The organism is Streptomyces sp. Y20, from assembly GCF_043195475.1.
Classification (GTDB): Bacteria; Actinomycetota; Actinomycetes; order Streptomycetales; family Streptomycetaceae; genus Streptomyces.
In genome coordinates, this window is the sequence record NZ_JBIDDP010000007.1 from 167,952 (window position 1) to 192,518 (window position 24,567).

A 24,567-nucleotide genomic window follows, 5' to 3' on the forward strand; every position below is an offset into this window, starting at 1 on the left:
GGGCGTCAGCCCCGGAAGTCCGCCGGGCGCCGGGGGGACGCCTCGGCCAGGGCCCGGCGCACGGCCTCGGTGCCGGCGCGCAGGCCGTAGACCGGGGTGCCGGGCTGCTGGCGCCAGGAGTCGTCGATGCCGCCCGCGTCGACCGTGTCGAAGCCCAGCTCGCCGATCAGGTCACGCACGGTCCGCTTGGCGTCCTCGTCGTCGCCGGCGACCGGGAGGGCCATGCGCTCGGGGTCGCCGGCGGGACGGCCGCGGTCCAGGAGGTCCTGCGCGTAGGTGCCGTTGAATGCCTTGATCACCGGGTGGCCGAGGTGCCGCTCGGTCCAGCGGCTCTCGGTCAGGCCCTCGTCCTCGATGGCGGCGATCCGGCCGTCGCGCTGCCGCGGGTAGTAGTTGCCGGTGTCGATGACCGCGGCGCCCTCGGCGGCGCCGTCCAGCAGGCCGGCGGGCAGGTCCGGGACCGCCTTCAGGGGGACGGTGACGATGACCACCTGGGCGTCCCTGGCGGCCTCCTCGGCCCGGACCGGGGTCGCCCCGGTCTCCTGCGCCAGGTCCTTGAGGGTTTCGGGGCCGCGGGAGTTGGCCACGCGGACGTCGTGGCCGAGGGCGGTGAGCCGCCGGGTGAGGTTGCCGCCGATGTTGCCCGCACCGATGATGCCGATCTTCATGACATGCCCTTCGGGGTTGTCGATGCACGTGCATACGTTGTGTGGGTCGACAACCGTGCGGGGCGGCGGGCTATTCCACCGCCGCGGCGACCGGGTGACCGCTCACGGCCGTACGACGGTCTTCCCCGCCCGGGTCCCGGAAGCGGGGTGCCCGGTCCCCGTGGGACGGGGCACCCCCTGCCGGCGTCACTTGCTCAGGTAGGCCCAGAACTCGTCGAACGACAGCACCTTGTCGCCGTTGAGGTCACGGGTGCGGATGATGGCCTCCGCCACCGTCTCGGTGACGTTGAAGTCACCCTGCTGGGCCAGGGCGGACTTGAACTCCGCCGCGGTGATGAATCCGTCACCGTCCGCGTCGATCCGCTGGAACTGCTTGCGTGCTTCCTCGATGTCCGCCACCGATCCGCCCCTTTTTACTCGTGTGTCACATGCCGTACCGGCGTGCTGTCGCTGGTCAGATTAACGGCCCCCGGGAACGCGGAGTGCGGCGACCACCCGGGCGCCCTCACCGCAGCCGGCGTCTGCGAGTCTGGTCGTACGGTGGGCGGAGACCGAAAGGGGTGGCCTTGAAGACCTTGCGGGACGTTCTCGGCGCGGCGGCGGCCGGCGTCTTCCCGCCACCCGACGGCGGTACGACAATCCTGCCGCAGGCGTCACCGCGGGACGCGGGGGTGCTGTCGTTCACCGCGCACGCGGTCGTCTTCACGGACGAGGACCCGGCGTGGGTGGCACGGACACTGGGCGCCCTGGACTGCGATCCCCTGGCGGCGCCGATGCACCCCCGCTTCCTGGCCGCCCTCATGGACCGGACGGGGCGGCGGGCCGAGACGGTCGACGCGCTGCTGGTGGGCCCCCCGCTGCCGGGGGGACCGCCGCTGGCGCTGCGGGAGATCCGGGACGCCGGCCATCCCCGGATCCGGTACGCCCGGGGGCGCCGGGACGGGGTGCGCGCCTGGACCGCCGAGGGCGGGGTGCTGGTCGTGGGGCGCGGGGTCGCCGGCCGCCTGGAGGTGTCGGTCGAGGTCACCGGGGACGGACGCCACCGGGGGCTGGGCCGGCTGCTGGTGACCGCCGCCCGGCACCTGGTCACCGAGCCGCTGTGGGCGCAGGTGACCCCGGGGAACGCCCGCAGCCTGCGGGCGTTCCTGGCGGCCGGTTACCGCCCGGTGGGCGCGGAGGCGCTGCTGCTCGCCCCGGAGCGCTGAGCGGGCGTCAGCGGAAGATGCCGGTGTGACCGAGGGAGTAGCGGCCCGGCTGGGGGTAGACGGCGAGGCCGTGGGGGCCGCTGCCGACCTTGATGCGGGCCAGCTCGGTGCCGGTGCGGGTGTCGATGGCGTAGACCTCGGCGTTGTAGCGGCCGGACAGCCACAGGACCTTGCCGTCGGCGGAGACGCCGCCCATGTCGGGGCTGCCGCCGCCGGGCAGGTCCCATTTCTTGGTGAGGCGGTCGCGGGTGAAGTCGAAGACCGAGATGGTGCCCTCGCCGCGGTTGGAGATGTACATCTGACGCGAGTCCCGGCTGATGTAGAGGCCGTGGGCGCCCTTGCCGGTGGCGAGGAAACGGGGCCGGGTGAACTTGTCGCCGTCCAGGATCCACAGGCCGTTGGCCATCATGTCGGCGATGTAGAACAGCTTGCCGTCGGGAGAGATCTTCACGTCCTGCGGCATGGCGCCGTGGAACGGCAGTTTCTCCTGGGCCACGACCTTCATCCGGGCGGTGTCGACCTTCAGCAGTTCGCCGCTGAACTCGCAGGAGACGATGAAGTAGCGGCCGTCGGTGGAGAAGTCGGCGTGGTTGACGCCGTGGCAGCTGACCGGGACGGACTTGACCACCTTCATGGTGTGAGCGTCACGGAAGACCAGCCGGCGGTCCATGGAGGCCATGACCACGGCGTACTTCCCGTCGGGCGTGAAGTACAGGTTGTACGGGTCGTGCACGTCGACCGGCTCGCCGGCCTTGCCGGTCCTGGGGTCGATGGGGGTGAGGCTGTTGCCGAGGTCGTTGTTGACCCAGAGGGTCTTCAGGTCCCAGGACGGTACGACGTGCTGGGGCTGGCGGCCGACCGGGATGGTGCGGATGACCCGGTAGGTCGCGGGGTCGATGACGGTGACGGTGTCGGAATTGGTGTTGGGGACGTACACGCGGGACGGGAAGCCCCGGACCACGGGCGAGAGCCGGCCGGGCCGGTCGGCGGCGTACAGGTCGGCCGGGTCCTCCACCGGCGGCATCCCGGGCAGCACGTTCACCCGGGGCTGCCTGCGCGCCTCCGGCCGGACCGGGGCCTCGCTGACGGGGGCCGCGTGGGACCCGGTCCCGCCGTCGCACGCGGACAGCAGGGTCAGGGCGGTGACGGCGGCACCGGCGGCCAGCAGGCGGGCGGCTTTCGTGGTTCGCATCAGCTCAGCAGCTCCGTGGTGGTGACCGCGCGCAGTCCGCGGCGGCCGAGTTCGGTCAGGAGGTCGGGGAGGGCGGCGACCGTGTCCGGATATCCGAGGTGCAGGCTCACCACCGAGCCGTTGCGCACGGTGTCGAGGACGGTGCGGGTGACGGCGGCGGCGCCGGGGCGGGTGTAGTCGAGGGAGTCCACGTCGTACGACAGCACGTGCGGGTAGCCCGCCGCATGGGCCAGCCGGGTGACGAGCGGGGTGGCGGTGGGGGCGCGGGAGGGCCGGAACCAGGTGCCGATGGAGCCGGTGAGCCGCCGCAGCCGTTCGGCGCAGTCGGTGATCTCACGGCGGGCGTCGGCCTCGGACATCGCGTTGACGGAGATGTGCCGCTGGGTGTGGTTGCCGAGGTCGTGGCCCCCGTCGAGGATGCGGCGGGCGAGGTCCGGGTGCTCGTCCAGCCAGGTGCCGACGGCGAGCACGGTGAGCCGGGCGCCGCGCTGCTCGGCCTCGGTGAACAGGGAGTGGGCGAGGGCGGGGTCGCCCTGGCCGTGGAAGGTGAGGGCCACCTGGGGGCGGGTGCGCGGGCCGTGGGTGAGCTGGGCGGGCAGGCCGGGGTAGGCGCGGGGGGCGGGGGCCGTCGCGGGGCGCGCGGCGGGGGCGGCGGTCGTCGGGGAGGGGGAGGCCGGGGCGGTGGGCGGGGCGGCCCGGCCGGTGCCGCAACCGGCGGCGAGCGCGCCGCCGGCGACGAGCCCCGCGCTCGCGCGCAGCACTCCGCGTCGGTTGGTGGAGGTCACTCGCACCATTTAAGGCGTGATGGCCGGAAAAACGGCCGATTAGCCCGATCGGGGGGCGGTTTCGGGTCGCGGCGCCGGGAGCGGTGTCAGCGGTCGGTGACCCGCATCTCGAACCAGGTCGTCTTGCCGCGCGGCAGCAGGTCGACGCCCCAGCGGTCGGAGAGTTTGTCCACGAGGAACAGGCCGCGTCCGCTGACGTCCAGTTCCTGGACCGGCATCAGACAGGGCAGCCCGCGCGAGGGATCGCGGACCTCGACCCGGACCCAGCCGGGGCGGCGGCGCATCCGCAGGCCGAAGACGCGGGCGCCGGTGTGCCGTACGGCGTTGCCGACGAGTTCGGAGACGAGCAGGACGGCGTCCTCGGCCAGCTTCGGGGTGAGCCGCCAGGTGCGCAGGACGACGACCTGGGCGAGGCGGCGGGCGGTGGCCGCGGATTCGGGGCGGGACGGCAGCGGTACTTCCGCCTCCGTGGGGTTCCCGAACAGTTCGAGCGCCTTGAGCGCCTGTTCGTCCTCGACCGCGGGCGACCAGCGTGCCGCGGCTGTGCGGCCTTGTCCCCGCGGCTGCTCGATGCCCTCCAGCCCCGCCATGCCCCCATGATGGCCGTCCGGTGCGCCCTTGGGGGCCGTTCCGGAGGAATACGCCCCCCGCACGCCCCCGTTCCACCCCGTGCGACCGGCATATGCCGTCGGCATGGCGACGTCCGGTACAACCTGTCCGACCTGCGGCGACGGCTCACAACCGGGCAATCGTCGGGCTCCCTCGACGCGACAGACTTAAGGTTGCCTTAAGACTCCCATAAACCGCCCCATCGAGGGACCACACCGGACGCTGCGTCAACTGCGCCGTCCCTCGCGGGAGTTACGGGACGGCCCAGCTGCTGACGCCTAGCGGAACTTGGCCTTGCCCGGCCCCTCCTCCACGAAGCTGCGCATGCCGCGCTCGCGGTCCTCGGTGGCGAACAGCCCCGCGAACCAGTTCCGTTCCACGGCGAGCCCGGTGTCGATGTCGGTCTCCAGACCGGTGTCGACGGACTCCTTGGCCGCGCGCAGCGCGATCGCCGGTCCCTTGGCGAGCCCGGCGGCCCAGGCGTGCGCCTGCTCGTACACCTCGGCGGCCGGCACGACCCGGTCCACCAGGCCGATCGCGAGGGCCTCCTCGGCTCGCACCTGACGGCCCGTGAAGATCAGGTCCTTGGCCCGGGAGGGGCCGACCAGCCGGGCCAGCCGCTGGGTGCCGCCCGCGCCCGGGATCAGCCCGAGCAGGATCTCGGGCTGACCGAGCTTGGCGTTGTCGGCGGCGATGCGGTAGTCGGCGCACAGCGCCAGTTCGCAGCCGCCGCCGAGCGCGTAGCCGGTGACGGCGGCGACCACGGGCTTGGGGATGCGGGCCACGGCGGTGAAGGAGTCCTGGAGCGCGCGGGACCGCAGGACCATCCCCGCGTGGTCCATGTTCTGCATCTCCTTGATGTCCGCGCCCGCCGCGAACACCCGCTCGCCGCCGTAGATCACCACGGCGCGCACGTCGTCGCGGCGCGTGGCCTCCTCGGCGAGTTCCTTCAGCCGGTCCTGGGTGGCGATGTCCAGCGCGTTCATCGGCGGCCGGTCCAGACGCAGCGTGCCGACGCCTTCGGCGACTTCGAGAGAGACGGTCATGCAGGCAGGTTAACGGCCACTAACGCCGGACGGCCCGGTGCCGTAGGTCACAGCACCGGGCGGGTGGGGCGGGTGGGCTCACTTCTTCCAGTCGGCCCAGGACATGTTCCAGCCGTTCAGGCCGTTGGCCGGGTCCACCGTGCGGTCGTGGGAGTTCTTCACGACCACCACGTCACCGATGATCGAGTGGCTGAAGAACCAGGCCGCCGGGACGGAGCCGTCGGAACCGCCGCGCACGTCGCGCAGGCCCACGCAGCCGTGGCTGGCGTTGTAGTGGCCGAAGGCGCCGCCGCCCCAGTAGTTGCCGTGGATGAAGGTGCCGGAGGTGGTGAGGCGGATGGCGTGGGGGACGTCCTTGATGTCGTACTCGCCGCCGTAGCCGACGGTCTCGCCGTTCATCCGGGTCACGGAGAGCTTCTCGCTCATGACCATCTGGCCGTTCCAGGTCTCGTACCCGGCCTTGCCGGTCGTGACGGGGAGTGTCTTGACGGTCCTGCCGTCCTGGGTGACCCGCATCGTGTGCTTCTTGGCGTCCACGACGGAGACCTGGTTGCGGCCGATGGTGAACTTCACGGTCTTGTGCTGCTTGCCGTAGACGCCGGCGCGGCCCTCGACGCCGTCCAGGTCGAGGTCGACGGTGACCTTGGTGCCGGTCTTCCAGTACGTCTCGGGGCGGAAGTCCAGGCGGTCGTTGCCGAACCAGTGGCCCTCGACGTCGACGGCCGGCTCGGTCCTGATCCGGATGGCCTTCTCGACCGCGGCCGGCCGGGTGATGCCCCGGGTGAAGCGTATGGAGAACGGCATCCCGACACCGACGGTGGAGCCGTCCTCGGGGGTGAACCAGCCGACGAAGGTGTTCTTCGGCGTGAGGGTGGTGAAGGTGGCGTCCTCGGCGGCCTCGCGGCCCTCGGAGTCCTTGGCGACCGCGTGCACGGTGTACTTGGTGGCCGCGGCCAGATGGGTCGACGGGGTCCAGGAGGCGCCGCCCCCGGTGATGGACCCGGCTATCTCGCCGCCCTTGGCGTCCTTGACGGTGACCCGGGTCAGTGTGCCCTTGGCGACGCCCACCTTCAGCGCGCCGCTGGTGTCGACGCCGGTGGCACCGGACGCGGGGACGATGCTGACGGCGGCCGTGGACTGCGCGCCCCGCCCGCTGCCCCGGTCCTTGCCCTTTCCGTTCGCGGAACCGGAGTCCCCGCCTCCGCCGCACGCGGCGAGCGACAGCACCAGGGCGCCGGCTATGAGTGCCAGCCCCCCACGGCCCCGCCGCCCCCGAACCGACGCCCCCGCCACAGGCCGCACGTCCACCTTGTTCTCCCCTCGCCGGACCCGCTCAGGCCCGCTCCCCACCACATCGGTGCGCGCATATTAACCGCCTGGTTTTCAGCGGGGTGTCAGGCAGATGTCACCGTTCCGTCGCAACTCGCACCCGGCACCCCACCGCGACCCCGCCCCTCACCCGGTTACTTCACCGCGCTGCCCGCTTTCCACTCCTTCCAGCCCATGTTCCACCCGCCGAGGCCGTTGTCGGGCGCGACCGTCCTGTCCCGGCTGTGCACGACCTCGATGACGTCCCCGACGAGACTGCGGTCGAAGAACCAGCCGGCCGGGGTGTCCGAGCTGCCGCCCTTGACGTCCACGAGCCCCACACAGCCATGGCTGACGTTGGCTTCTCCCGGGGCGTCCGTGGCCCAGTAGTTGCCGTGCAGGAAGGTGCCGGAGTCGGTGAGCTTCATGGCGTGCGGGACGTCCGGGATGTCGTACTCGCCGCCGAAGCCGACCGTGCGGCTGTTCATGCGGGTCACCTCCAGCATGTCCATCACCACCATCTTCCCGTTGTACGTCGGGTGTTTCGGGGCGCCCGCGGTGATGGGGACGGTGGCCAGGAGCTGCCCGTCGCGCCGTACGTCCATGGTGTGCTTCGCGGCGTCGACCAGGGAGACCTGGCTGCGGCCGACGGTGAACGCGAACGTCCGGTCCTGGAGCCCGTAGACGCCGGGCGCACCCTGCACGTCCCGCAGGTGCAGGTCGACGGTGACCTCGGTGCCGGGTTTCCAGTAGCGCTCGGGACGGAAGTCCAGGCGGTTCCTGCCGAACCAGTGCGGCCGGATCTCCGCCGGGGGCCGGGCGCTGACGCGGACGGCGCGCTCGACGGCGGCCCGGTCGACGATGTCCCGGCTGAAGGAGAGGGAGACGATCATGCCTGTGCCCACGGTGGCGCGGTTCTCGGGGGTGACGTAGCCGATGAACCGCGCGTCGGGGACGTAGGTGGTGAAGGTGGTGTGCCGGGCGGCGCGGCGGCCGTGGGAGTCCAGCGCGACCGCGTCCACGGTGTACCGGGCGGCGAGCGCCAGCCGGTCCTCGTCGGGCCGCCAGGTCAGCCCGTCTTCGCTGACGCGTCCTGGGACCGGCGAGCTCTGCGCGTCCTGCTCCCTGACCACCGTCACCTTCTCCAGGCGGCCGCCGGGCACCCGCACCCGCAGCCGCTCGCCGGGGCGCACGGCCTTGCCGCCGTCGCCGGGGGTGACCTTGATGACGTCCTCGGCGGCCGGGGGTCTGCCCGGGTCCCCGCCCATGCCCAGCGGCCCGGAGCCGTCCGAGGAGCAGCCCGACAGCAGCCCCGCCCATGTCAGTACGGCGGCCAGCGCGGCCCCCACGCGCCGTGCGCGTCGTTGTACGTGCCTCACAGGAATCCCAACGACGGGCCCGCCCCGGGGAAACGTGAGTGCGAGCCACGCGCTGGGCAGAACAGAGGGAAGGACGACACGTGGGGGTGCCTCCCCCGGGACGGGGGGGCACCCCCGACCCGGCCGGAGCCACTGGGAAGAGGGACCGACTGTGACGAGCGCAGCCGAGCAGCGGGCACCGGCCGGGGATCCGGCCGGGAGCGGGCAACCGGCGGCGGTGAGCGGCACCCGGCGTGCCGTACCGCCCGTCCCGGCCGCGTGGCCGGGGGCGCCGACCCCGCTGGGGGCCCGGTTCCGGGCCGGTCCGGACGGGGTGGCCGGCACCAACTTCGCCCTGTGGGCGGCCGGGGCCGAGGCGGTGCGGTTGTGCCTGTTCGACGAGGGCGGCCGGGAGACACGGATACCGCTGACCGAGCTGACGCACGAGATATGGCACGGCTTCGTGCCCGGCGTGCTGCCCGGACAGCGGTACGGCTACCGGGTGGACGGCCGCTGGGACCCGTGGACCGGCGCCCGCTGGAACCCGGCGAAACTGCTGCTGGACCCGTACGCGCGGGCCGTGGACGGCGAGTTCGGCCTGCCGCCGCAGGTGTACGGACACGTCCGGGACTGGCCGGAGCAGCATGTCGCGGACACCGTGCGCGACGAGCGGGACTCGGCGCCGTACGTCCCGAAGGGCGTCGTCGTCCACGACGACGACGACTGGTCCGACGACCACCGCCCCAAGACACCGTGGGCGGACTCGGTCATCTACGAGCTGCACGTGCGCGGTTTCACCCGGCTGCACCCGGACATCCCCGAGGAACTGCGCGGCACGTACGCCGGGCTGGCGCATCCGGCCGCGGTCGAGCACCTGGTGCGCCTCGGCGTCACGGCCGTCGAACTGCTCCCCGTCCACCAGTTCGCGCACGAGGACCACCTGCTGCGCCGGGGCCTGCGGAACCACTGGGGCTACAACTCGATCGGCTACTTCGCCCCCCACGCGGCCTACGCGGCCTCCGGTACGACGGGAGCGCAGGTCGGCGAGTTCAAGCGGATGGTGCGCGCGCTGCACGCGGCCGGCATCGAGGTCATCCTCGACGTGGTCTACAACCACACGGCGGAGGCGGGCGAGCTGGGGCCGACGCTGTCGCTGAAGGGCATCGACAACCGCGGCTACTACCGGCTCCAGGACGACGCCCGCCGGTACGCCGACTACACCGGCTGCGGCAACACCCTCCACGTCGTCCAGCCGCAGGTGCTGCGCCTGATCACCGACTCGCTGCGCTACTGGGTGACCGAGATGGGCGTGGACGGCTTCCGCTTCGACCTCGCGGCGGCACTGGCCCGCTCGATGCACGACGTCGACATGCTCTCGCCGTTCCTGGCGGTCATCGCCCAGGACCCGGTGCTGCGCCGGGTGAAGCTGATCGCCGAACCGTGGGACATCGGCTCCGGCGGCTACCAGGTGGGCGCCTTCCCACCCCTGTGGGCCGAGTGGAACGACCGCTACCGCAACGCGGTCCGGGACTTCTGGCGGCACGCCCTGCCGGACGTGCGCGAGATGGGCTACCGCCTCTCCGGCTCCAGCGACCTGTACGCCTGGGGCGGCCGGCGCCCGTACGCCTCGGTCAACTTCGTCACCGCGCACGACGGCTTCACCCTGCGCGACCTGGTGTCGTACGAGACCAAGCACAACGAGGCCAACGGGGAGAACAACCGGGACGGCACGGACGACAACCGCTCCTGGAACTGCGGGACCGAGGGCGAGACGGACGACGAGCGGGTGCGGGCGCTGCGGCGCCGGCAGCTGCGCAACCTCCTCACCACCCTGCTGCTGTCCACCGGCGTGCCCATGCTGGTGGCCGGTGACGAGCTGGGCCGCACCCAGCGCGGCAACAACAACGCCTACTGCCAGGACAACGAGATCAGCTGGCTGGACTGGTCGCTGCTGGAGGACCCCGGCTGGCGGGCGCTGTACGACCTGACGTCCCGGCTGATCGCGCTGCGCCACCGCCACCCGGTGCTGCGCCGGCGCGCCTTCTTCTCCGGCCGGGCCCAGACCGCGGACGGGCTGCGCGACCTGGCCTGGTTCACCGCGCGGGGCGCGGAGATGACCGAGGACGACTGGTACGCCCCCGCGGCCACGCTCGGCATGTACCTCTCAGGGCGGGACATCCCGGGCCGCGACGAGCGCGGCGCGCCGGTGGTGGACGACAGCTTCCTCGCGGTGCTGCACGCCGGGGACCGGCCGACGGACTTCCTGCTGCCCGGCCCGCCGTGGGCCGAGCGGTACGAGGTCGTGGTGGACACCTCGCGGGAGGAACAGGCCGGGGCGCCGGACACGGTCCACCCGGCGGGGGCGGAGATCACCGTGCCGGCGCGGGCGGTCCTGCTCCTGCGAGTGGCCTGAACCGGCCCGGACGGCGGTGCGAGAGACTCCCCGGAGCCCGTGCCCCGGCTGTGCGTGACGCGGATCACGCTCGCCGGATGCAGCGCGGGCGGGGGTCCAGGGCCTTTCTCCTGGTGTGAACAGCCGGCGAGAACGGGGACCGCGGGGATGGAGCAGACCAGGGCCGGTGAGTACGACGCGTTCGTGGCGGCCCGCTGGTCGGTGTTGTTGCATCTCGCCCGTCTGCTCACCGGAGGGGACCGGTACCGGGCCGAGGACCTGCTGCAGGACTCCTTGGTCAAGTTGTGGTTCGTCTGGCCGAAGGTCGCCGACGAGGCGCCGGAGGCGTATGTGCGCAAGGTGCTGGCGCGGGCCGCGGCCCGGTCGGCGCGCCGCCGCTGGTGGGGCGAGCGGCCCGTGGAGGAGCTGCCCGAGGTGATGGCGGCCGGCGACGTGTCGGCGACCGTGGCCGAGCGCTCCCGGCTGGAGGCGGCGCTCGCCCGGCTGACCCCCAGGCAACGGGCCGCGGTGGTGCTGCGCTACTACCAGGACCTGCCCGACCGGCAGGTGGCGGAGGTCCTGGGCTGCCCGGTGGGCACGGCCCGGTCCCATGCCGCACGCGGGGTGGCCCGGCTGCGCCGCCTGCTGGCCGACGTCATCGAGCCGGTGGGGTGAGGGAGGACCCATGGACCGCGGGAGGGGCATGGACGGCTTCGACGGTATGGACGGGACGGACCGCATGGACGGCACGGACCGCGCGGATCGCTTCGAGCGGCAGCTGGCACAGCTCATGCACCAGGCCCGGCAGCCGGCGCCGTTCGAGGCCCGGCACCGGGAGGCGCTCCGCGCCGGCGTGCGCGCCCGGCACCGGGCGCGCACGGCGCGCCGGGCCGCCGGCTCCGCGCTGGCCGTGGCCGGCCTCGGCCTGGGGCTGCTGCTGTGGCCGCACGGCCACACCGACGACCGGCCCAGCGCACCGCGCCCCCGGCCCCTGACCAGCCCGGCACCCGGCCCCAGCACGTCACCGTCACCGTCACCGTCGTCGTCACCGTCGTCGTCCCGGTCACCGGGCGCTCCGCCGTCCACGTCGTTCCCCGCGACGGTCCCGCCCACACCGCCGAGCACCGCGACCGCCACCGCGACCGCGACCGCGACCGCAACGGCCACGGCCGGCCCGGACCCCGGCCGGAGCACGGCCACCGCCACGTCCCGGCCGCCGTCGGCCACGGCCGGCTCCCGGGCCGGCGGCAGCACCACAGCACCGGCCACGGCACCGGCGCGCGCACCCGCCGTGCCGTCGGACCGGCCCTCCTCCACGGCCGGCCCGGCCGGCTAGCCCCCGCTCCGCCCTCCGCCCCCGCGTGCCCCGGTGCGCCCGATACACCTGACCTCAGGGAATGACGTGACACACATACGACCGAGCCGGCCACCGGCGGTGTCCCCGGCACCCCGGCGCGCGCCCCTGCCGGCGGACCCCGACGAGCCCGTCCTGGACGTGGCCGTACCGGTGTTCAACGAGGAGAAGGACCTGGAGCCGAACGTCCGGCGGCTGCACGCACACCTGCGGGACACCTTCCCCTACGCGTTCCGGATCACCATCGCCGACAACGCGAGCACCGACCGCACCCCGGCCATCGCCACCTCGCTCGCCGGCGAACTCCCGGAGGTGACCTCGCTGCGGCTGCCGGAGAAGGGCCGCGGCCGGGCGCTGCGGGCGGCCTGGTCGGGTTCCCGGGCGCCCGTGCTGGCGTATCTCGACGTGGACCTGTCCACCGGGCTCGCCGCGCTGCTGCCGCTGGTCGCCCCGCTGATCTCGGGCCACTCCGACGTGGCCATCGGGACCCGGCTCGCCCCGGGCGCCCAGGTGGTGCGCGGTGCCAAACGCGAGGTCATATCCCGCTGCTACAACGCGCTGCTGCGCTGCACGCTCGCCGTCGGGTTCTCCGACGCCCAGTGCGGCTTCAAGGCGGTGCGGCGGGAGACCGCGGAGCGGCTGCTGCCGCTGGTGCGGGACGGGGAGTGGTTCTTCGACACCGAACTGCTGGTGCTCGCCGAGCGGGCGGGCCTGAGGATCCACGAGGTCCCGGTGGACTGGGTGGACGACCCCGACAGCAGCGTCGACCTCCTCGCCACCGCGCTGGCCGATCTGCGGGGGATCGTCCGGATGCGGCGCACCCTGGCCCGCCGCCGCCCCGGGCCGGTGACCCGGTGACCGCGACCCTGGCCGGGACGGCGGCGCCCGCGTCCCGGACCGCGCCCGGCGCCCGGTTCCGGGCCGCCGGCCGCCGTCACGGGCCGGTCCTCGCCGTGTTCGGCACGCTGAAGCTGGCCGGTTTCTGCTCGTTCATGTACCTGCTGTCGGCCACCGGGGACTACCGCACCAGGCACCCCCGGTTCGGCGGCGGCGCGCACGCCTGGGACGTGCTGGCCACCTGGGACGGCTGGTGGTACCAGCAGATCGCGCTGCACGGCTACGACCCGAGACTCGTCCCGGTCCCGGGGGCCACCGGCCTGATCACGCTGGAGGGCAACTCGGCGGCGTTCTTCCCGCTGTACCCGGCCCTGATCCGGCTGACCTCGACGGTCACCGGGCTCGGCTCGTACGGCGCCGGGCTGCTGGTCTCGATCGCCGCCTCATTCGCCGCCGCCCTCGGCGTGTACGCCGTCGCCGAGCGGTTCGGCGGCCGGCGTGCCGGGTTCGCGGCGGCCGGACTGTGGGCGGTGTGGCCGGGCTCGGGCGTGGAGTGGGCGGTCTACTCCGACTCGCTCTACGTGGCCCTCGCCGTATGGGCCTGTCACGCCGTCATCACCCGCCGCTGGCTCACCGCCGGGCTGCTCACCTTCGCGGCCGGCCTCAACCGGCCCACGGCCGCCGCGCTGATCGCCGCGCTCGGCGTGGCCGCGCTGCTCGCGCTGCGCCGCCGCGAGGAGGGCCCGCTGCGCCCGCTGCTCGCCATGGCCCTGGCCCCGCTCGGACTGCTCGGCTATCTGCTCTGGGTCGGCAACCGGATGGGCGACCTGGGCGGCTACTTCAAGCTCCAGTCGGGCGCCTGGGCGCACCGCTTCGACTACGGCAAGCAGACCCTGGACGTGCTGACGTCCGTGCCCGTGGGCAAGTTCACCTACCTCTTCGCGTACCCCTTCGCGGACGTCATCTCCGTCGGCGTGATCCTGCTCGCCTGCGCGCTGCTGCCGCTGCTGCTGCGGCTGCGCCCGCCGCCGGTGCTGGTCGTCTACACCATCCTGACGCTGGCCCTGGTGCTCGGCAGCCAGCAGATCGTCGCCAACATCTCCCGCTATCTGCTGCCCTGCTTCCCGCTGTTCCTGCCGCTCGCGGTCGCGATGCGCCGGCTGAGCCTGCCCGTGCAGTGCACGCTGCTGGGCATCGCGGCGCTGGCCTCCGGGTCGTACGCCGGGTACGCGCTCTTCGAGCTGGGGGTGCCCTAGGAGCTGGGGGTGCTGTCCGCCGCCGACAGATGCCGCCGGCCGCTCGCCTTCCGTCCCCCGCCGGGGCAGGCCGGGGACGCACCGCCTTTCGAGCGGGTCATGAGCCGGCTCCTCGCTCATCGCGTCCCCCTGCCTGAGTCGAACCGCCTGACGTAACGGGCCTGGTCGGCGAGGAAGCCGGCCGTGTACAGCCTTCTCGGCAGCAGGATCGCGGTGGCCGTGAGCAGCGGCTCGCGGCTCTCCAGGTCGTGGTCGACGAGCGAGTGTGTGGCGCCGGGATAGTGCGCGACCTGGAGTGTGGAGGAGGGCAGGACGCCGCGGTAGACGCTCTCCGTCTCGGCGGCGTCCACATGCACGTCGTGACCGGCCAGGACGAGCAGGACGGGAGTGCCCCGCATGGCGCGCAGATCGGCGACCGCGTCGGCGGTGTGGTTCCGGGTCACGAACCGCCACCGTCTGCGGGTCATGTCGGCGTCGCGCCCGAGCGCGGCGCGGTACTCGTCGTACGACGCGCCCCGGCGCAACAGGGCGAGGGTGGTGTCACTGCGCCGCAGCGCCCGCGCGGTCTCCCGGGGGCCGGCGCCGTCCCGCCGGAGCTGGGTGAGGAGGTCGTAGCGGCCCTGCCGGAGCCAGTTGACGGCCGGGGCGACGGCGATGACGAACCGGATCCCGCGGTCCGCGGCGGCGACCTTGGGCAGCACCCATCCCGCTTGGCTCGCGCCCCACAACCCGATGCGGCGGCCGTCGATGTCGGTGCGGCCGCGGGCCCAGGCGACCGCGGCCAGGGTCTCCCGCGCGCGATCGGCCATGCTCTGCTCCAGCCAGTCGCCCCCGGAGCCCGCCACGCCCGGTTTGCTGAACGACAGCGACGCGTAGCCCGCGCGGGCGAAGGACTCCCACAACGGCCGGTAGAACGTGTCGTGCGTGGCGTCCGTCGGCCCGTCACCGTGGACGAAGACGACCAGCCCGTACGGCCCGTGCCCTGTCTCGGGGCGGGCGAGCACCCCTTCCAGCCGGTGCCCGTCGTGCCGCAGGACCACCCGCTCCTCACGCAGGGCGTACGTGTTCTGCCACACCACCACCCCGCCGAGACCGGCGGCCGTCACGAGGACGCCGGCCACCGACCACACGACCCCGCGCACCCACCGCCTACGGCGCGGCCCGGTGGTCCTCTCGCGTCGTCCCGGCATGAAACTCCCCCGATCGATCGAAGTAAAAACGCTCGTTTCAAGAACGAACGTACTAGATTGGATCACACAGGAGTCAACCCTTTCGGAGGAGAAGCCCCATGGTGGTGTGTCGGCGTGGCGTGCCCGAAGGCAGCGAGCGGCAGGTGGCCGCGCTCTACTGGGAGGCCTTCGGCCGCAAACTCGGCCCGGCGCTCGACCCGCCGGACGCGGGGCGGGCATTCCTCGCCCGGCACCTGAACCGCGACCGGGGCGTCACGGCGCTCGTCGACGGGGAGGTGGTCGGGGTGGCGGGGTACCAGGCCGGTGGCCGCGGGCTGACCGGGGGCAGCGCGGCCGACGTGCTGTCCGCCTACGGGCTGCTGAAGGGGCTGCTGCCCCGCCTGGCGGTCCTGGCTCTGTTCCGGCGCACCCCGGGCGAGGGCGACCTCGTCATGGACGGCATCGCCGTCGACGCGCGCCACCGGGGCTCGGGCATCGGCACCCTGCTGCTGAGGGAGATCGCCGCCATAGGAGCCGAGAACGGCTGCCGGCGCATCCGCCTGGACGTCATCGACACCAACCCCCGCGCCCGCGCGCTGTACGAGCGGCACGGCTTCACCGCCCGGCGCACCGAGCAGACGCCCTGGCTGCGCCGTCCGCTGGGGTTCGGCGCCGTGACCACCATGCACCGCCCGCTCACCGCCGCGGACCGGCTGGACGGGGGCACGGCCTGATGACCCCCCGGACCCCCACGAGCGGGGAGCCCGCATCGGCTGCCCGGCCCGAGATTCCCACCCGCCTGCTGGTGCACGCGCTCGTCCGCGAGGACGGCACCGTCGACGCCGGGCAGCTCTACGCCGTCGCGGGCACCTTGGGCATGAGCGACCAGCAGGTGCGGCTCTGCGTCCGGCGCCTGGTCGAAGAACGCCGGTTCACCCAGGACGGCCGCGGCCGCAAAGCCCTGTTGCGCGCCGTCTCCGACTGTTCCGGAACCCTGGCGCCGGACGCGGACCACGTACGCCACGCCTACCGCCAGGACGCCGGACTCGCTCCCTGGGACGGCACCTGGCACCTGTTCGCGTTCGCCATCCCGGAATCCTGCCGAAGCGCCCGTGACGTCCTGCGCGACAGGTTGCTCCACCTCGGCGCCGCACCGCTCCAGGGCGGGCTGTACGTCACCGCGAACCCGGTCACCGACCTCGTCGAAGCACACGCCCGGCACCTCGGCGTGCTCTCCTGCGTCACCTTCCTCACGAGCACCGATCTACGGGTCGGAACGCTCACCGACCCGCCGGCCCTGGCCGCCGCGCTGTGGCCGCTGGAGGACGTCGCCGCCGGCCATGAACGGCTCGCCGCCTTCACACGACGGTGCCTCGACGAGCTGGGGGCCGCGCGGGAAAGCGCCGCGCACGGGTCCCCCGAGGGCCGGCTGACCATGGCAGTGGAACTCGCCGCCGAGTTCACCCGGGCCATGGAACCCGATCCGTTCCTGCCGCCGGAACTGCTTCCCCGGCCCTGGCCCGGTGCGGCCGCCCGCCGCCTTGCCGCCGAGTGCTGGCAGCGCCTGCGCGCGGCCGGGCCCGCCGGGGCCGCGGAACACGGGGATCTGAGCCTGTTCCGGCTCTACCACGACGCCCTGGGCACCGGGGCCGAGAGTGACACCGCCATACCGGACCAGGGGTGAGGGGCGACCGGCGAACCCCGGGCACCGCGGGTGGCGCCGCTGACCCGTGCGGCCCGGTCGTCAACGGGTCGGCTCCGGTGGGCCGCGCGCCACGGGAGGGCGGTACCGGGGCGGCCGCCCCCGCTCGCGGTCGGCGGCCGCCCACCTCGCCGCCGTCCTCACCGGGTCGGCGGGGCGATCCGGGGCAACGGCCTAGGCCAGGCTGTCCCGCCAGGCCCTGTGCAGGTCCGCGAACCGGCCGGTGCCGGCGATGAGGTCCTGCGGGCGGCCGTCCTCGACGATCCGGCCGTGCTCCATCACCAGCACCCGGTCCGCGATCTCCACGGTGGACAGCCGGTGCGCGATCACCACGGCGGTACGGCCCCGCAGCACCGTCGACATCGCCCGCTGCACCGCCCGCTCCCCCGGGATGTCCAGCGAGCTGGTCGCCTCGTCCAGGATGAGCACCGCCGGGTCGGCGAGCAGCGCCCGGGCGAAGGCGACCAGCTGGCGCTGTCCGGCGGAGATGCGCCCCCCGCGCTTGCGGACGTCCGTGTCGTAGCCGTCGGGCAGCGCGCTGATGAACTCGTGCGCGCCGATCGCCTTCGCGGCCCGCTCGATCTCGTCCCGGCCGGCGTCGGGCCGGCCGATCGCGATGTTGTCGGCGACCGTGCCGGAGAACAGGAACGCCTCCTGCGTCACCATGACCACCCCGCGCCGCAGCTCCGGCGCGGCCAGGTCGCGCAGGTCCACCCCGTCCAGCAGGACCCGCCCGTCGGAGGGGTCGTAGAAGCGGGCGAGCAGCTTGGCCAGGGTGGACTTGCCCGCGCCGGTCGAGCCGACGACCGCGACGGTCTGCCCGGCCGGCAGGGTCAGGCCGAAACGGGGCAGCACCTCGCCGCCGGTGCGGTAGGCGAACCGCACGCCGTCGAAGACGACCTCGCGGCCCGGGAGGCCGCCCGTCAGCGGCGGAAGTGCGCGCGGCTCCGCGGGCTCCGGTACGGACGGCGTCTGCGCCAGCAGCCCGGCGATCTTCTCCAGGGAGGCGGCGGCCGACTGGTAGGAGTTCAGGAACATGCCGAGCCGGTCGATCGGGTCGTACAGCCGGCGCAGATACAGCACCGCCGCCGCCAGCACCCCCAGGTCCAGCGAGCCGGACGCCACCCGGTAGGCGCCCCACAGCACGATCGCCGCGACCGAGGTGTTGGCCACCAGCCGGGAGCCGACCACATAGCGGGCCATCTCCAGCAGCGCGTCCCCGTTGGTCCGCTCGTGCCGCCGGTTCAGCACGGCGAACTCGGCGTCGTTCGCGGCCTCCCGCCGGAACGCGCGCACCGGCCGGATGCCGTTCATCGTCTCCACGAACCGCACGATCACCGAGGCGATCGCCGTGGACCGCGCCCGGTACACCCGGCCCACCCGCCGCTGGTAGAGCCGGACGAGCAGGTACAGCGGCACGAAGGAGGCCACCGCGACCGCGCCCAGGCCGAGGTCCAGCCAGAGCAGCATCGCCGCGATGTACACGAAGGACAGCACGACGGTCACCAGTTCCTGGATGCCGTCGTCGAGGAGTTCGCGCAGCGACTCGACGTCCGTGGTCGCACGGGAGATCAGCCGGCCCGAGGTGTACCGCTCGTGGAAGTCCAGGCTCAGCGCCTGCGCGTGCCGGAAGATTCGGCCCCGGAGGTCCAGCAGCACGTCCTGGCTGACCCGCGCGCTGTACTCGATGAAGCCGAACTGCAACACGCCCGAGGCGAGGGCGCTCAGCGCGGCACCGACGGCCACCGCGATCAGCGGGCCGTGCCGGTCGTCCCGGAACGCGGGTACGGCGGTGTCGATGGCGTACGCCACCAGCAGCGGGCCCACCTGCGTCGCCGCCTGCTGGAGCAGCAGCAGGAGAGCGGTGAACACGGTCCGGCCCTTGAGCGGAGCGAGCAGCGAGCGCAGCAGGGCGCCGGTCGCGCCGGGCGGGGCGGACAGGACGTCCTGGTCGAAGGGGTCGCCGGGGTCCGGGGCGCTGTGGTCGTCACTGCCCGTGGCGGGGGCGGAGGCGGTCGTCGTCATCGCTGGTCCTCCGGTTCCGCGGACATCAGGCGGGCGTACTCGGCGTTGCCGCGCAGCAGTTCGTGGTGGGTGCCGACGGCGGCGATCCGGCCGCCCGAGAGCAGGGCGACCCGGTCGGCGAGCAGCACGGTGGACGGGCGGTGGGCCACGATCAGGGCGGTGGTGTCGGCGAGGACCCGTCGCAGCGCGGCCTCCACGGCGGCCTCCGTGTGCACGTCCAGGGCGGACAGCGGGTCGTCCAGCACCAGGTACTCCGGCCGGCCGACCACCGCGCGGGCCAGCGCGAGGCGCTGGCGCTGGCCGCCGGACAGGCTGAGTCCCTGCTCGCCGACGCGGGTGGCGGTGCCGTGCGGGAGCGCGTGCGCGAAGTCGGCCCGGGCGATGGCGAGTGCCCGGCCGAGGTCGGCGTCCCCCGCCCCGTCCGGGGCCCCCATCAGGACGTTCTCGCCCACCGTGGCGGAGAACAGGGTGGGTTCCTCGAAGGCGACGGCGACCCTGGTGCGCAGTTCCTCGCGGGACATCGCGGTGATGTCCACGCCGTCGAGGGTGATCCGCCCGGAGGTGACCTCGTGCAGCCGGGGCACCAGCGCGGTGAGGGTCGTCTTCCCGCTGCCGGTGGCTCCGACCAGGGCCATGGACTCGCCGGGCCGGATGTGGAGATCGACACGGGTGAGGAGGGGCGGGGAGTCGGGGGGCGCGTCGGGATAGCGGAACGCGACGTTCTCGAACCGCAGGCCGCGCACGGTCGCGGGTACCTCGCCCGACGTCTCGCACACCCGGGGACGGATGGGCGTGGCGGCGTCCCCGGCCCCGTCGGAGGGGTCCTCCGGCGCCTGGTCCATCACCTCGAAGTACCGCTCCGTGGCGGAGGCGGCCTCCTGGCTCATCGCCAGCAGGAACCCGATCGAGTCCACGGGCCAGCGCAGCGCGAGTGCCGTGCTCAGGAAGGCGACCAGCGTGCCCGTGCTGAGTCCCCCGTCGGCGACCCGCACGGCCCCCAGTACCAGCGCGGCCCCGATCGCCAGTTCGGGCAGCGTGACGATGACAGCCCAGATGGTGGCCAGCAGCCGCGCCTTGCGCAGCTCGGTGCCGCGCAGGGTGCCCGAGAGGACGCGGAACGCCCGGGCCTGGCTGCGGTGCCGGCCGAAGCCCTTGATGACACGGATGCCGAGCACGCTCTCCTCGACCACCGTGGTCAGGTCCCCGACCTGGTCCTGGGCGCGCCGCGCGACCTGCGCGTACCGGCGTTCGAAGACGGCGCAGGTCCACATCACGGGGAGGGTGGGTCCGAGGATGACCAGGCCCAGCTGCCAGTCCTGCACCAGCATGATGACCAGCCCGACGGCGATGGTCACGCCGTTGACCAGCAGGAACGTCAGCGGGAAGGCGAGGAACTGACGGAGCAGCATCAGGTCGGTCGTGCCGCGGGAGAGCATCTGGCCGGACGCCCAGCGGTCGTGGAAGGCGACGGGCAGGCGTTGCAGCCGGTGGTAGAGGTCCGCGCGCAGCTCCGCCTCGACGTGCGACAACGGGCGGGCCACCAGCCACCGTCTGACGCCGAACAGGACGGCCTCGGCGATGCCGAGCAGCAGCAGGTACAGCGCGCCGAGCCAGACACCCGCCGGGTCCCGGCCGGACACCGGCCCGTCGACCAGCCACTTCAGGACGAGCGGGATCACCAGCCCCGTACAGGAGGCGACGACGGCGACGAACGCGGCGGTGAACAGCCGGGCGCGCACGGGGCGGACGTACGGCCACAGGCGCAGGAGGGTGCGGACGGCGGACCGGTCCTCGGTGGTTGCGGGTGTCGTGGGCATCACGTGCGAGCCTACGGACCGCCACGGACATCGCCCACCGGGTTTCGGGCGGGCGCGGGGCGGACACCGGCGGGGCGCCGTCCGTTATTCGCTGGAACCGCTCTCGCCGGAGCCGGTACGTTCCGGGTTCGCCGTCCGGGCCGTGCGCGCAGGCGGGCCGGGGAGACCGGGGGATGGATGATCGACGCGTACGAGGATCCGGGCACGCCCGACGACCGGGGCGGCTGGTGGTATCTATGGTGGCTGGTGCGGTGTCAGCCGGGGCGGTCGGTGGCCGGGGCGCTGCTGGGCAGTCTCTGGATGGTGCTGCTGGCCGCGCAGCCGTATCTGATGGCGCGGGCCGTGGACGAGGGGCTGGTGCCGGGGCGGCTCGGGGTGCTGGCCGGCTGGACCGCGGTGATCTTCGTGGCCGGATCGGTGAACGCCTGGGTGGGTACGCTGCGGCACCGCACGCTGACCCGGGTCCGGATGGACGCCAACTTCCGCACGGTGAAGGTGGTCGTGGGGCATGTGGTGCGGCTGGGGGCGGCGCTGCCGCGCCGGGCGGGGGCCGGGGAGGTCGTCACCATCGGGGTCGGGGACGCGCAGACCCTCGCGCAGGCGCTGACCGTGATCGGGCCGGGCGTCGGTGCGATCGTGGTGTACGCGGTGGTGGCCGGACTGCTGCTGTCGGTCTCCGTGCCGATCGCCGCGGTGGTGCTGCTCGGGGCGCCGGTGATCGCGCTGCTCACCGGGCCGCTGACACTGCGGCTCCAGGGCGCGGAGAGCGAGTACCGGGAGCGGCAGGGCGTGCTCGCCGCGCGCATCGGTGACCTCGCGGGCGGGCTGCGGGTCCTGAACGGGCTGGGCGGCAAGGGGCTGTTCGCGGACGCGTTCCGCCGGGACTCGGATCGGCTGCGGGCCCAGGGGTACCGGGTGGGCGCGGTGGCCGGCTGGGTGCAGGCGCTCGGCATCGGCCTGCCGACCCTGTTCCTGGCCGTGGTGACCTGGCTCGCGGCCCGCCTCACCGCCCAGGGGACGCTGACCGTGGGTGAGTTGGTGTCGGTGTACGGCTATGTGGCCGTCCTGGTCGGGCCGGTGGCGTTCTTCGTGCAGATGGCCTACGACCTGAACCGGGGCGTGGTGGCCGCGCGCCGCGTCGTCGACCTGCTGCGGCTGGCGCCGGAGCCGGACACCGGCACGCTGCCGGCGCCCGCGGGTCCGGCCGTGCTGCACGATCCGGTGTCCGGGGTGCGGGTGGTGCCGGGCCGGCTGACGGCGTTGGCCGCCGCCCGGCCCGCCGAGGCCGCCGAGGTGGCGGACCGGCTGGGCCGGTACGGGCCGACCGACGTCACCTGGGGCGGGGTACGCCTCGACGCGGTCCCGCTGACGGACGTACGGCGGCGCATCCTCGTCGCGGACAACGAGGCGGACCTGTTCGCGGGACCGGTGCGGGAGGTCGTGGCCGCCGCGGACCCGGTGGACGAGGCGGCGCTGCGCCGGGCGGTGCACACGGCGGCGGCCGAGGACGTCGTCCGCGGCCTGCCGGACGGCCTTGACTCGGTGGTCTCCGGGCAGGGCCGCAGCCTGTCCGGCGGGCAGCGCCAGCGGCTGCGGCTGGTGCGGGCACTGCTGGCCGATCCGGAGGTGCTGCTCGCCGTGGAGCCGGCCTCGGCGCTGGACGCGCACACCGAGGCGACGGTCGCCGCACGGCTGCGGGAGGCGCGGCAGGGCCGTACGACCGTGGTGACGACGACCTCCCCGCTGGTGCTGGACCACGTGGACACGGTCGTGTTCCTGGTCGACGGCAAGGTCGCGGCGAGCGGCCCGCACCGCCGGCTGCTGGCGGCGGAACCGGGCTACAGGGCGCTGGTCGCCCGGGACACCGGGGATGACGGGGACGAGGGGGACAGAAGGGACACCGGGGGCGGTGCGGTGCCCGGGCTGCGCGAGGGAGTCACGCGATGACGGCGGGAGAGACGACGCTGCCCGTCGCGGACCGGGCCGCCGTGCGCCGGGCCGTGGTGCGGCTGGTGCGGGCCGACGGGCGGGCGTTCGCCGCCGTGCTGGCGCTGAACCTGCTGGCGGCGGGGGCGGGGGCCGCCGGGCCCTGGCTGGTCGGCCGGATCGTCGACGAGGTGCGCGCCGGGCACGGCGTCGGCGCGGTGGACCGGCTGGCGCTGTGGATCGTCCTGTGCGCGCCGGCGCAGCTGCTGCTGGCCCGCTGGGCGCGGTACGCGGGGCACCGGGTGGGGGAGCGGACGCTGGCCCGGGTGCGCGAGGAGTACGTCGACCGGGTGCTGGCGCTGCCCGCGTCCGTGGTGGAGCGGGCCGGCACCGGCGACCTGACCGCGCGGGGCACCGCGGACGTGGCGACCGTCGGCACCACGCTGCGGGACGTCGGCCCCGACCTGCTGGTCAACTCCGTGCAGGCGGTGTTCGTGCTGGGCGCGGTGTGCGCATTGAACCCGCTGCTGGGCGTGTTCGGGGCACTGGGCCTGACCCCGGTCTGGCTGGCCCTGCGCTGGTATCTGCGGCGGGCGCGGGACGCCTACCTCGCCGAGGGCGCGGCCACCTCGGAGGTCGCGGAGGTCATCACGTCGACGGCGGCCGGGGCACGGACCGTGGAGGCGTTCCGGCTCCGGGAGCGGCGGACGGAGGCGAGCCGGGACGCGCTGGAGGCGTCCCGCCGTACCCGCCTGTACACACTCCGCCTGCGCTCGGTGTTCTTCCCGGCGGTGGATGCGACGTACACCGTTCCCGTGGCCGGGGTGCTGCTGTTCGGCGGGTGGCTGCAGGCGCGGGGCGCGGCGGGGGTGGGCGAGGTGGTGGCGGCGGCGCTGTATCTGCGGCAGTTCACCGAGCCGCTGGACCAGGTCCTGATGCGGGTGGAGCAGTTGCAGAGCAGCGGTGCCTCGTTCGCGCGCGTGGAGGGGCTGGCGCGGGCGCCCCGCGGCCCGGGCGGGGACCCGTCCGGGGTGCCGGCGAACGACCGGATCGACGTGCGCGGGGTCCGGTACGCCTACGAGCGCGGGGGCGAGGTGCTGCGCGGGGTGGACCTGACGGTACGGCCGGGGGAACGGCTCGCGGTGGTGGGGCCGTCCGGCGCCGGGAAGACGACGCTCAGCCGGCTGCTCGCGGGCATCGACCGGCCGGGGTCCGGCACCGTGACGGTGGGCGGGGTGCCGGTGGCCGAACTGGCACCGGAACTGCTGCGCCGGCAGGTGGTTCTGGTCACACAGGAACACCACGTCTTCCTGGGGACCGTACGGGACAACCTCTTGATCGCCGAACCGCGCGCCGGGGACGCCGAGTTGTGGGCGGCGCTGGAGGCGGTGGGCGCCGGCGACTGGGTGCGCGGCCTGCCGGACGGCCTCGGCACCCGGCTGGGCGCGGGCGGCCGGCCGACGGACGGCTCGCAGGCCCAGCAGCTGGCCCTGGCCCGCGTGGTGCTGGCCGACCCGCACACACTGATCCTCGACGAGGCGACGGCCCTGCTGGACCCGGCCACGGCCCGGCACACCGAGCGCGCCCTCGCCGCGGTCCTCGCGGGCCGTACCGTCATCGCCATCGCCCACCGTCTGCACACGGCCCACGACGCGGACCGCGTGGCGGTCATGGAGGACGGCCGGCTGAGCGAACTGGGCACGCACGAGGAGCTGGTGGCGGCCGGCGGGGCGTACGCGGCCCTGTGGCGGACCTGGCACGGGGCACCGCCCGGCCGCTGATCCGCCACCCCGACGGTTCGCATACCGAACATGACCCTCCGTTCAACGAACCGTTTCCGGCCAACTTTGTGACGCGCTCCTGACATGTCGCGGCATTCCTGCCACTCTTCCCAGACCGACTCACAGCCACCCCACAG

General features: G+C 74.0%; 20 protein-coding genes and 1 pseudogene. 10 read left to right on the forward strand and 11 right to left on the reverse strand.

The window, feature by feature from the left end; translation table 11 throughout:
- Positions 1-5: 5 nt before the first annotated feature.
- Both ACGFT1_RS19635 and ACGFT1_RS19640 read right to left on the reverse strand, forming a co-directional pair.
- A complete protein-coding gene (locus ACGFT1_RS19635) occupies positions 6-668 on the reverse strand; it encodes an NADPH-dependent F420 reductase (protein WP_373910219.1) in 663 nt (220 codons plus the stop codon).
- Positions 669-854: 186 nt separating this feature from the next.
- Positions 855-1,067, reverse strand: a complete 213-nt coding sequence (locus ACGFT1_RS19640; protein ID WP_373910220.1) for an EF-hand domain-containing protein — start codon at positions 1,065-1,067, stop codon at positions 855-857.
- Between the two features lie 167 nt (positions 1,068-1,234).
- On the opposite strand from ACGFT1_RS19640, the gene ACGFT1_RS19645 reads away from it, so the two are divergent.
- Positions 1,235-1,873, forward strand: coding sequence for a GNAT family N-acetyltransferase (locus ACGFT1_RS19645; RefSeq protein ID WP_373910221.1), 639 nt, complete (start codon positions 1,235-1,237; stop codon positions 1,871-1,873).
- A gap of 7 nt (positions 1,874-1,880) precedes the next feature.
- On the opposite strand, the gene ACGFT1_RS19650 is transcribed toward ACGFT1_RS19645, so the two are convergent.
- From ACGFT1_RS19650 to ACGFT1_RS19675, 6 genes are all read right to left on the reverse strand, one after another.
- Positions 1,881-3,065, reverse strand: a complete 1,185-nt coding sequence (locus tag ACGFT1_RS19650) for a beta-propeller fold lactonase family protein (RefSeq protein WP_373910222.1) — start codon at positions 3,063-3,065, stop codon at positions 1,881-1,883.
- A complete protein-coding gene (locus tag ACGFT1_RS19655) occupies positions 3,065-3,859 on the reverse strand; it encodes a polysaccharide deacetylase family protein (RefSeq protein ID WP_373910223.1) in 795 nt (264 codons plus the stop codon). The genes ACGFT1_RS19650 and ACGFT1_RS19655 overlap by 1 nt, the downstream gene beginning before the upstream one ends.
- 77 nt (positions 3,860-3,936) lie before the next feature.
- On the reverse strand, positions 3,937-4,545 hold the full coding sequence (locus tag ACGFT1_RS19660) for an ATP-binding protein (RefSeq protein ID WP_373910224.1): 609 nt from the start codon (positions 4,543-4,545) through the stop codon (positions 3,937-3,939).
- Between the two features lie 192 nt (positions 4,546-4,737).
- A complete protein-coding gene (locus ACGFT1_RS19665) occupies positions 4,738-5,505 on the reverse strand; it encodes an enoyl-CoA hydratase/isomerase family protein (protein ID WP_373910225.1) in 768 nt (255 codons plus the stop codon).
- 78 nt (positions 5,506-5,583) lie between these two features.
- Entirely contained in the window at positions 5,584-6,813 is a 1,230-nt protein-coding gene (locus ACGFT1_RS19670) for an Ig-like domain-containing protein (protein WP_373910226.1), read from the reverse strand.
- Between the two features lie 155 nt (positions 6,814-6,968).
- Positions 6,969-8,192, reverse strand: coding sequence for an Ig-like domain-containing protein (locus ACGFT1_RS19675; protein WP_373910227.1), 1,224 nt, complete (start codon positions 8,190-8,192; stop codon positions 6,969-6,971).
- A 151-nt stretch (positions 8,193-8,343) separates the two neighbouring features.
- Here ACGFT1_RS19675 and glgX point away from each other — a divergent pair, with 151 nt between their 5' ends.
- The 5 genes and pseudogenes from glgX to ACGFT1_RS19700 all read left to right on the forward strand — a co-directional run bounded on the left by glgX (position 8,344) and on the right by ACGFT1_RS19700 (position 14,010).
- Entirely contained in the window at positions 8,344-10,584 is a 2,241-nt protein-coding gene (glgX, locus tag ACGFT1_RS19680) for a glycogen debranching protein GlgX (RefSeq protein WP_373910228.1), read from the forward strand.
- Positions 10,585-10,731: 147 nt separating this feature from the next.
- A complete protein-coding gene (locus ACGFT1_RS19685) occupies positions 10,732-11,238 on the forward strand; it encodes a SigE family RNA polymerase sigma factor (RefSeq protein WP_373910229.1) in 507 nt (168 codons plus the stop codon).
- Positions 11,239-11,248: 10 nt separating this feature from the next.
- Positions 11,249-11,899 (forward strand): hypothetical protein, encoded by a 651-nt coding sequence (locus tag ACGFT1_RS19690; RefSeq protein ID WP_373910230.1) that lies wholly within the window; start codon positions 11,249-11,251, stop codon positions 11,897-11,899.
- 99 nt (positions 11,900-11,998) lie between these two features.
- Positions 11,999-12,748: pseudogene (locus ACGFT1_RS19695) on the forward strand (dolichyl-phosphate beta-glucosyltransferase); the annotation flags it as partial.
- Positions 12,749-12,771: 23 nt separating this feature from the next.
- The gene (locus tag ACGFT1_RS19700) at positions 12,772-14,010 is read left to right on the forward strand and encodes a hypothetical protein (protein ID WP_373910231.1); all 1,239 of its coding nucleotides are present in this window, start codon (positions 12,772-12,774) and stop codon (positions 14,008-14,010) included.
- Positions 14,011-14,126: 116 nt separating this feature from the next.
- Here ACGFT1_RS19700 and ACGFT1_RS19705 read toward each other — a convergent pair whose 3' ends face one another.
- On the reverse strand, positions 14,127-15,152 hold the full coding sequence (locus tag ACGFT1_RS19705) for an alpha/beta hydrolase family protein (protein ID WP_393733665.1): 1,026 nt from the start codon (positions 15,150-15,152) through the stop codon (positions 14,127-14,129).
- A 146-nt stretch (positions 15,153-15,298) separates the two neighbouring features.
- Between ACGFT1_RS19705 and ACGFT1_RS19710 the strand changes: the two genes are divergently transcribed.
- Together ACGFT1_RS19710 and ACGFT1_RS19715 are read left to right on the forward strand one after the other, a co-directional pair.
- A complete protein-coding gene (locus ACGFT1_RS19710) occupies positions 15,299-15,913 on the forward strand; it encodes a GNAT family N-acetyltransferase (protein WP_373910233.1) in 615 nt (204 codons plus the stop codon).
- Positions 15,913-16,863 (forward strand): PaaX family transcriptional regulator C-terminal domain-containing protein, encoded by a 951-nt coding sequence (locus ACGFT1_RS19715; protein WP_373910234.1) that lies wholly within the window; start codon positions 15,913-15,915, stop codon positions 16,861-16,863. Before ACGFT1_RS19710 ends, ACGFT1_RS19715 begins: the two co-directional genes overlap by 1 nt.
- 192 nt (positions 16,864-17,055) lie before the next feature.
- On the opposite strand, the gene ACGFT1_RS19720 is transcribed toward ACGFT1_RS19715, so the two are convergent.
- Together ACGFT1_RS19720 and ACGFT1_RS19725 are read right to left on the reverse strand one after the other, a co-directional pair.
- Entirely contained in the window at positions 17,056-18,906 is a 1,851-nt protein-coding gene (locus ACGFT1_RS19720) for an ABC transporter ATP-binding protein (protein ID WP_373910235.1), read from the reverse strand.
- On the reverse strand, positions 18,903-20,723 hold the full coding sequence (locus ACGFT1_RS19725) for an ABC transporter ATP-binding protein (protein WP_373910236.1): 1,821 nt from the start codon (positions 20,721-20,723) through the stop codon (positions 18,903-18,905). Before ACGFT1_RS19725 ends, ACGFT1_RS19720 begins: the two co-directional genes overlap by 4 nt.
- Positions 20,724-20,900: 177 nt before the next feature.
- Between ACGFT1_RS19725 and ACGFT1_RS19730 the strand changes: the two genes are divergently transcribed.
- Entirely contained in the window at positions 20,901-22,670 is a 1,770-nt protein-coding gene (locus tag ACGFT1_RS19730) for an ABC transporter ATP-binding protein (protein ID WP_373910237.1), read from the forward strand.
- Entirely contained in the window at positions 22,667-24,430 is a 1,764-nt protein-coding gene (locus tag ACGFT1_RS19735; protein WP_373910238.1) for an ABC transporter ATP-binding protein, read from the forward strand. Before ACGFT1_RS19730 ends, ACGFT1_RS19735 begins: the two co-directional genes overlap by 4 nt.
- Positions 24,431-24,567 lie beyond the last annotated feature (137 nt).

Excerpts from the sequence above, each read along its gene's own strand:
- ACGFT1_RS19725 (WP_373910236.1), bottom strand. The coding sequence starts at position 20,723 with ATGCCCACGACACCCGCAACCACCGAGGACCGGTCCGCCGTCCGCACC.
- ACGFT1_RS19730 (WP_373910237.1), top strand. The coding sequence starts at position 20,901 with ATGATCGACGCGTACGAGGATCCGGGCACGCCCGACGACCGGGGCGGC.
- ACGFT1_RS19650 (WP_373910222.1), bottom strand. The coding sequence starts at position 3,065 with ATGCGAACCACGAAAGCCGCCCGCCTGCTGGCCGCCGGTGCCGCCGTC.
- ACGFT1_RS19655 (WP_373910223.1), bottom strand. The coding sequence starts at position 3,859 with ATGGTGCGAGTGACCTCCACCAACCGACGCGGAGTGCTGCGCGCGAGC.
- ACGFT1_RS19720 (WP_373910235.1), bottom strand. The coding sequence starts at position 18,906 with ATGACGACGACCGCCTCCGCCCCCGCCACGGGCAGTGACGACCACAGC.
- ACGFT1_RS19660 (WP_373910224.1), bottom strand. The coding sequence starts at position 4,545 with ATGCCGACGGCATATGCCGGTCGCACGGGGTGGAACGGGGGCGTGCGG.
- ACGFT1_RS19690 (WP_373910230.1), top strand. The coding sequence starts at position 11,249 with ATGGACCGCGGGAGGGGCATGGACGGCTTCGACGGTATGGACGGGACG.
- ACGFT1_RS19665 (WP_373910225.1), bottom strand. The coding sequence starts at position 5,505 with ATGACCGTCTCTCTCGAAGTCGCCGAAGGCGTCGGCACGCTGCGTCTG.
- ACGFT1_RS19685 (WP_373910229.1), top strand. The coding sequence starts at position 10,732 with ATGGAGCAGACCAGGGCCGGTGAGTACGACGCGTTCGTGGCGGCCCGC.
- ACGFT1_RS19715 (WP_373910234.1), top strand. The coding sequence starts at position 15,913 with ATGACCCCCCGGACCCCCACGAGCGGGGAGCCCGCATCGGCTGCCCGG.
- ACGFT1_RS19635 (WP_373910219.1), bottom strand. The coding sequence starts at position 668 with ATGAAGATCGGCATCATCGGTGCGGGCAACATCGGCGGCAACCTCACC.
- ACGFT1_RS19735 (WP_373910238.1), top strand. The coding sequence starts at position 22,667 with ATGACGGCGGGAGAGACGACGCTGCCCGTCGCGGACCGGGCCGCCGTG.
- ACGFT1_RS19710 (WP_373910233.1), top strand. The coding sequence starts at position 15,299 with ATGGTGGTGTGTCGGCGTGGCGTGCCCGAAGGCAGCGAGCGGCAGGTG.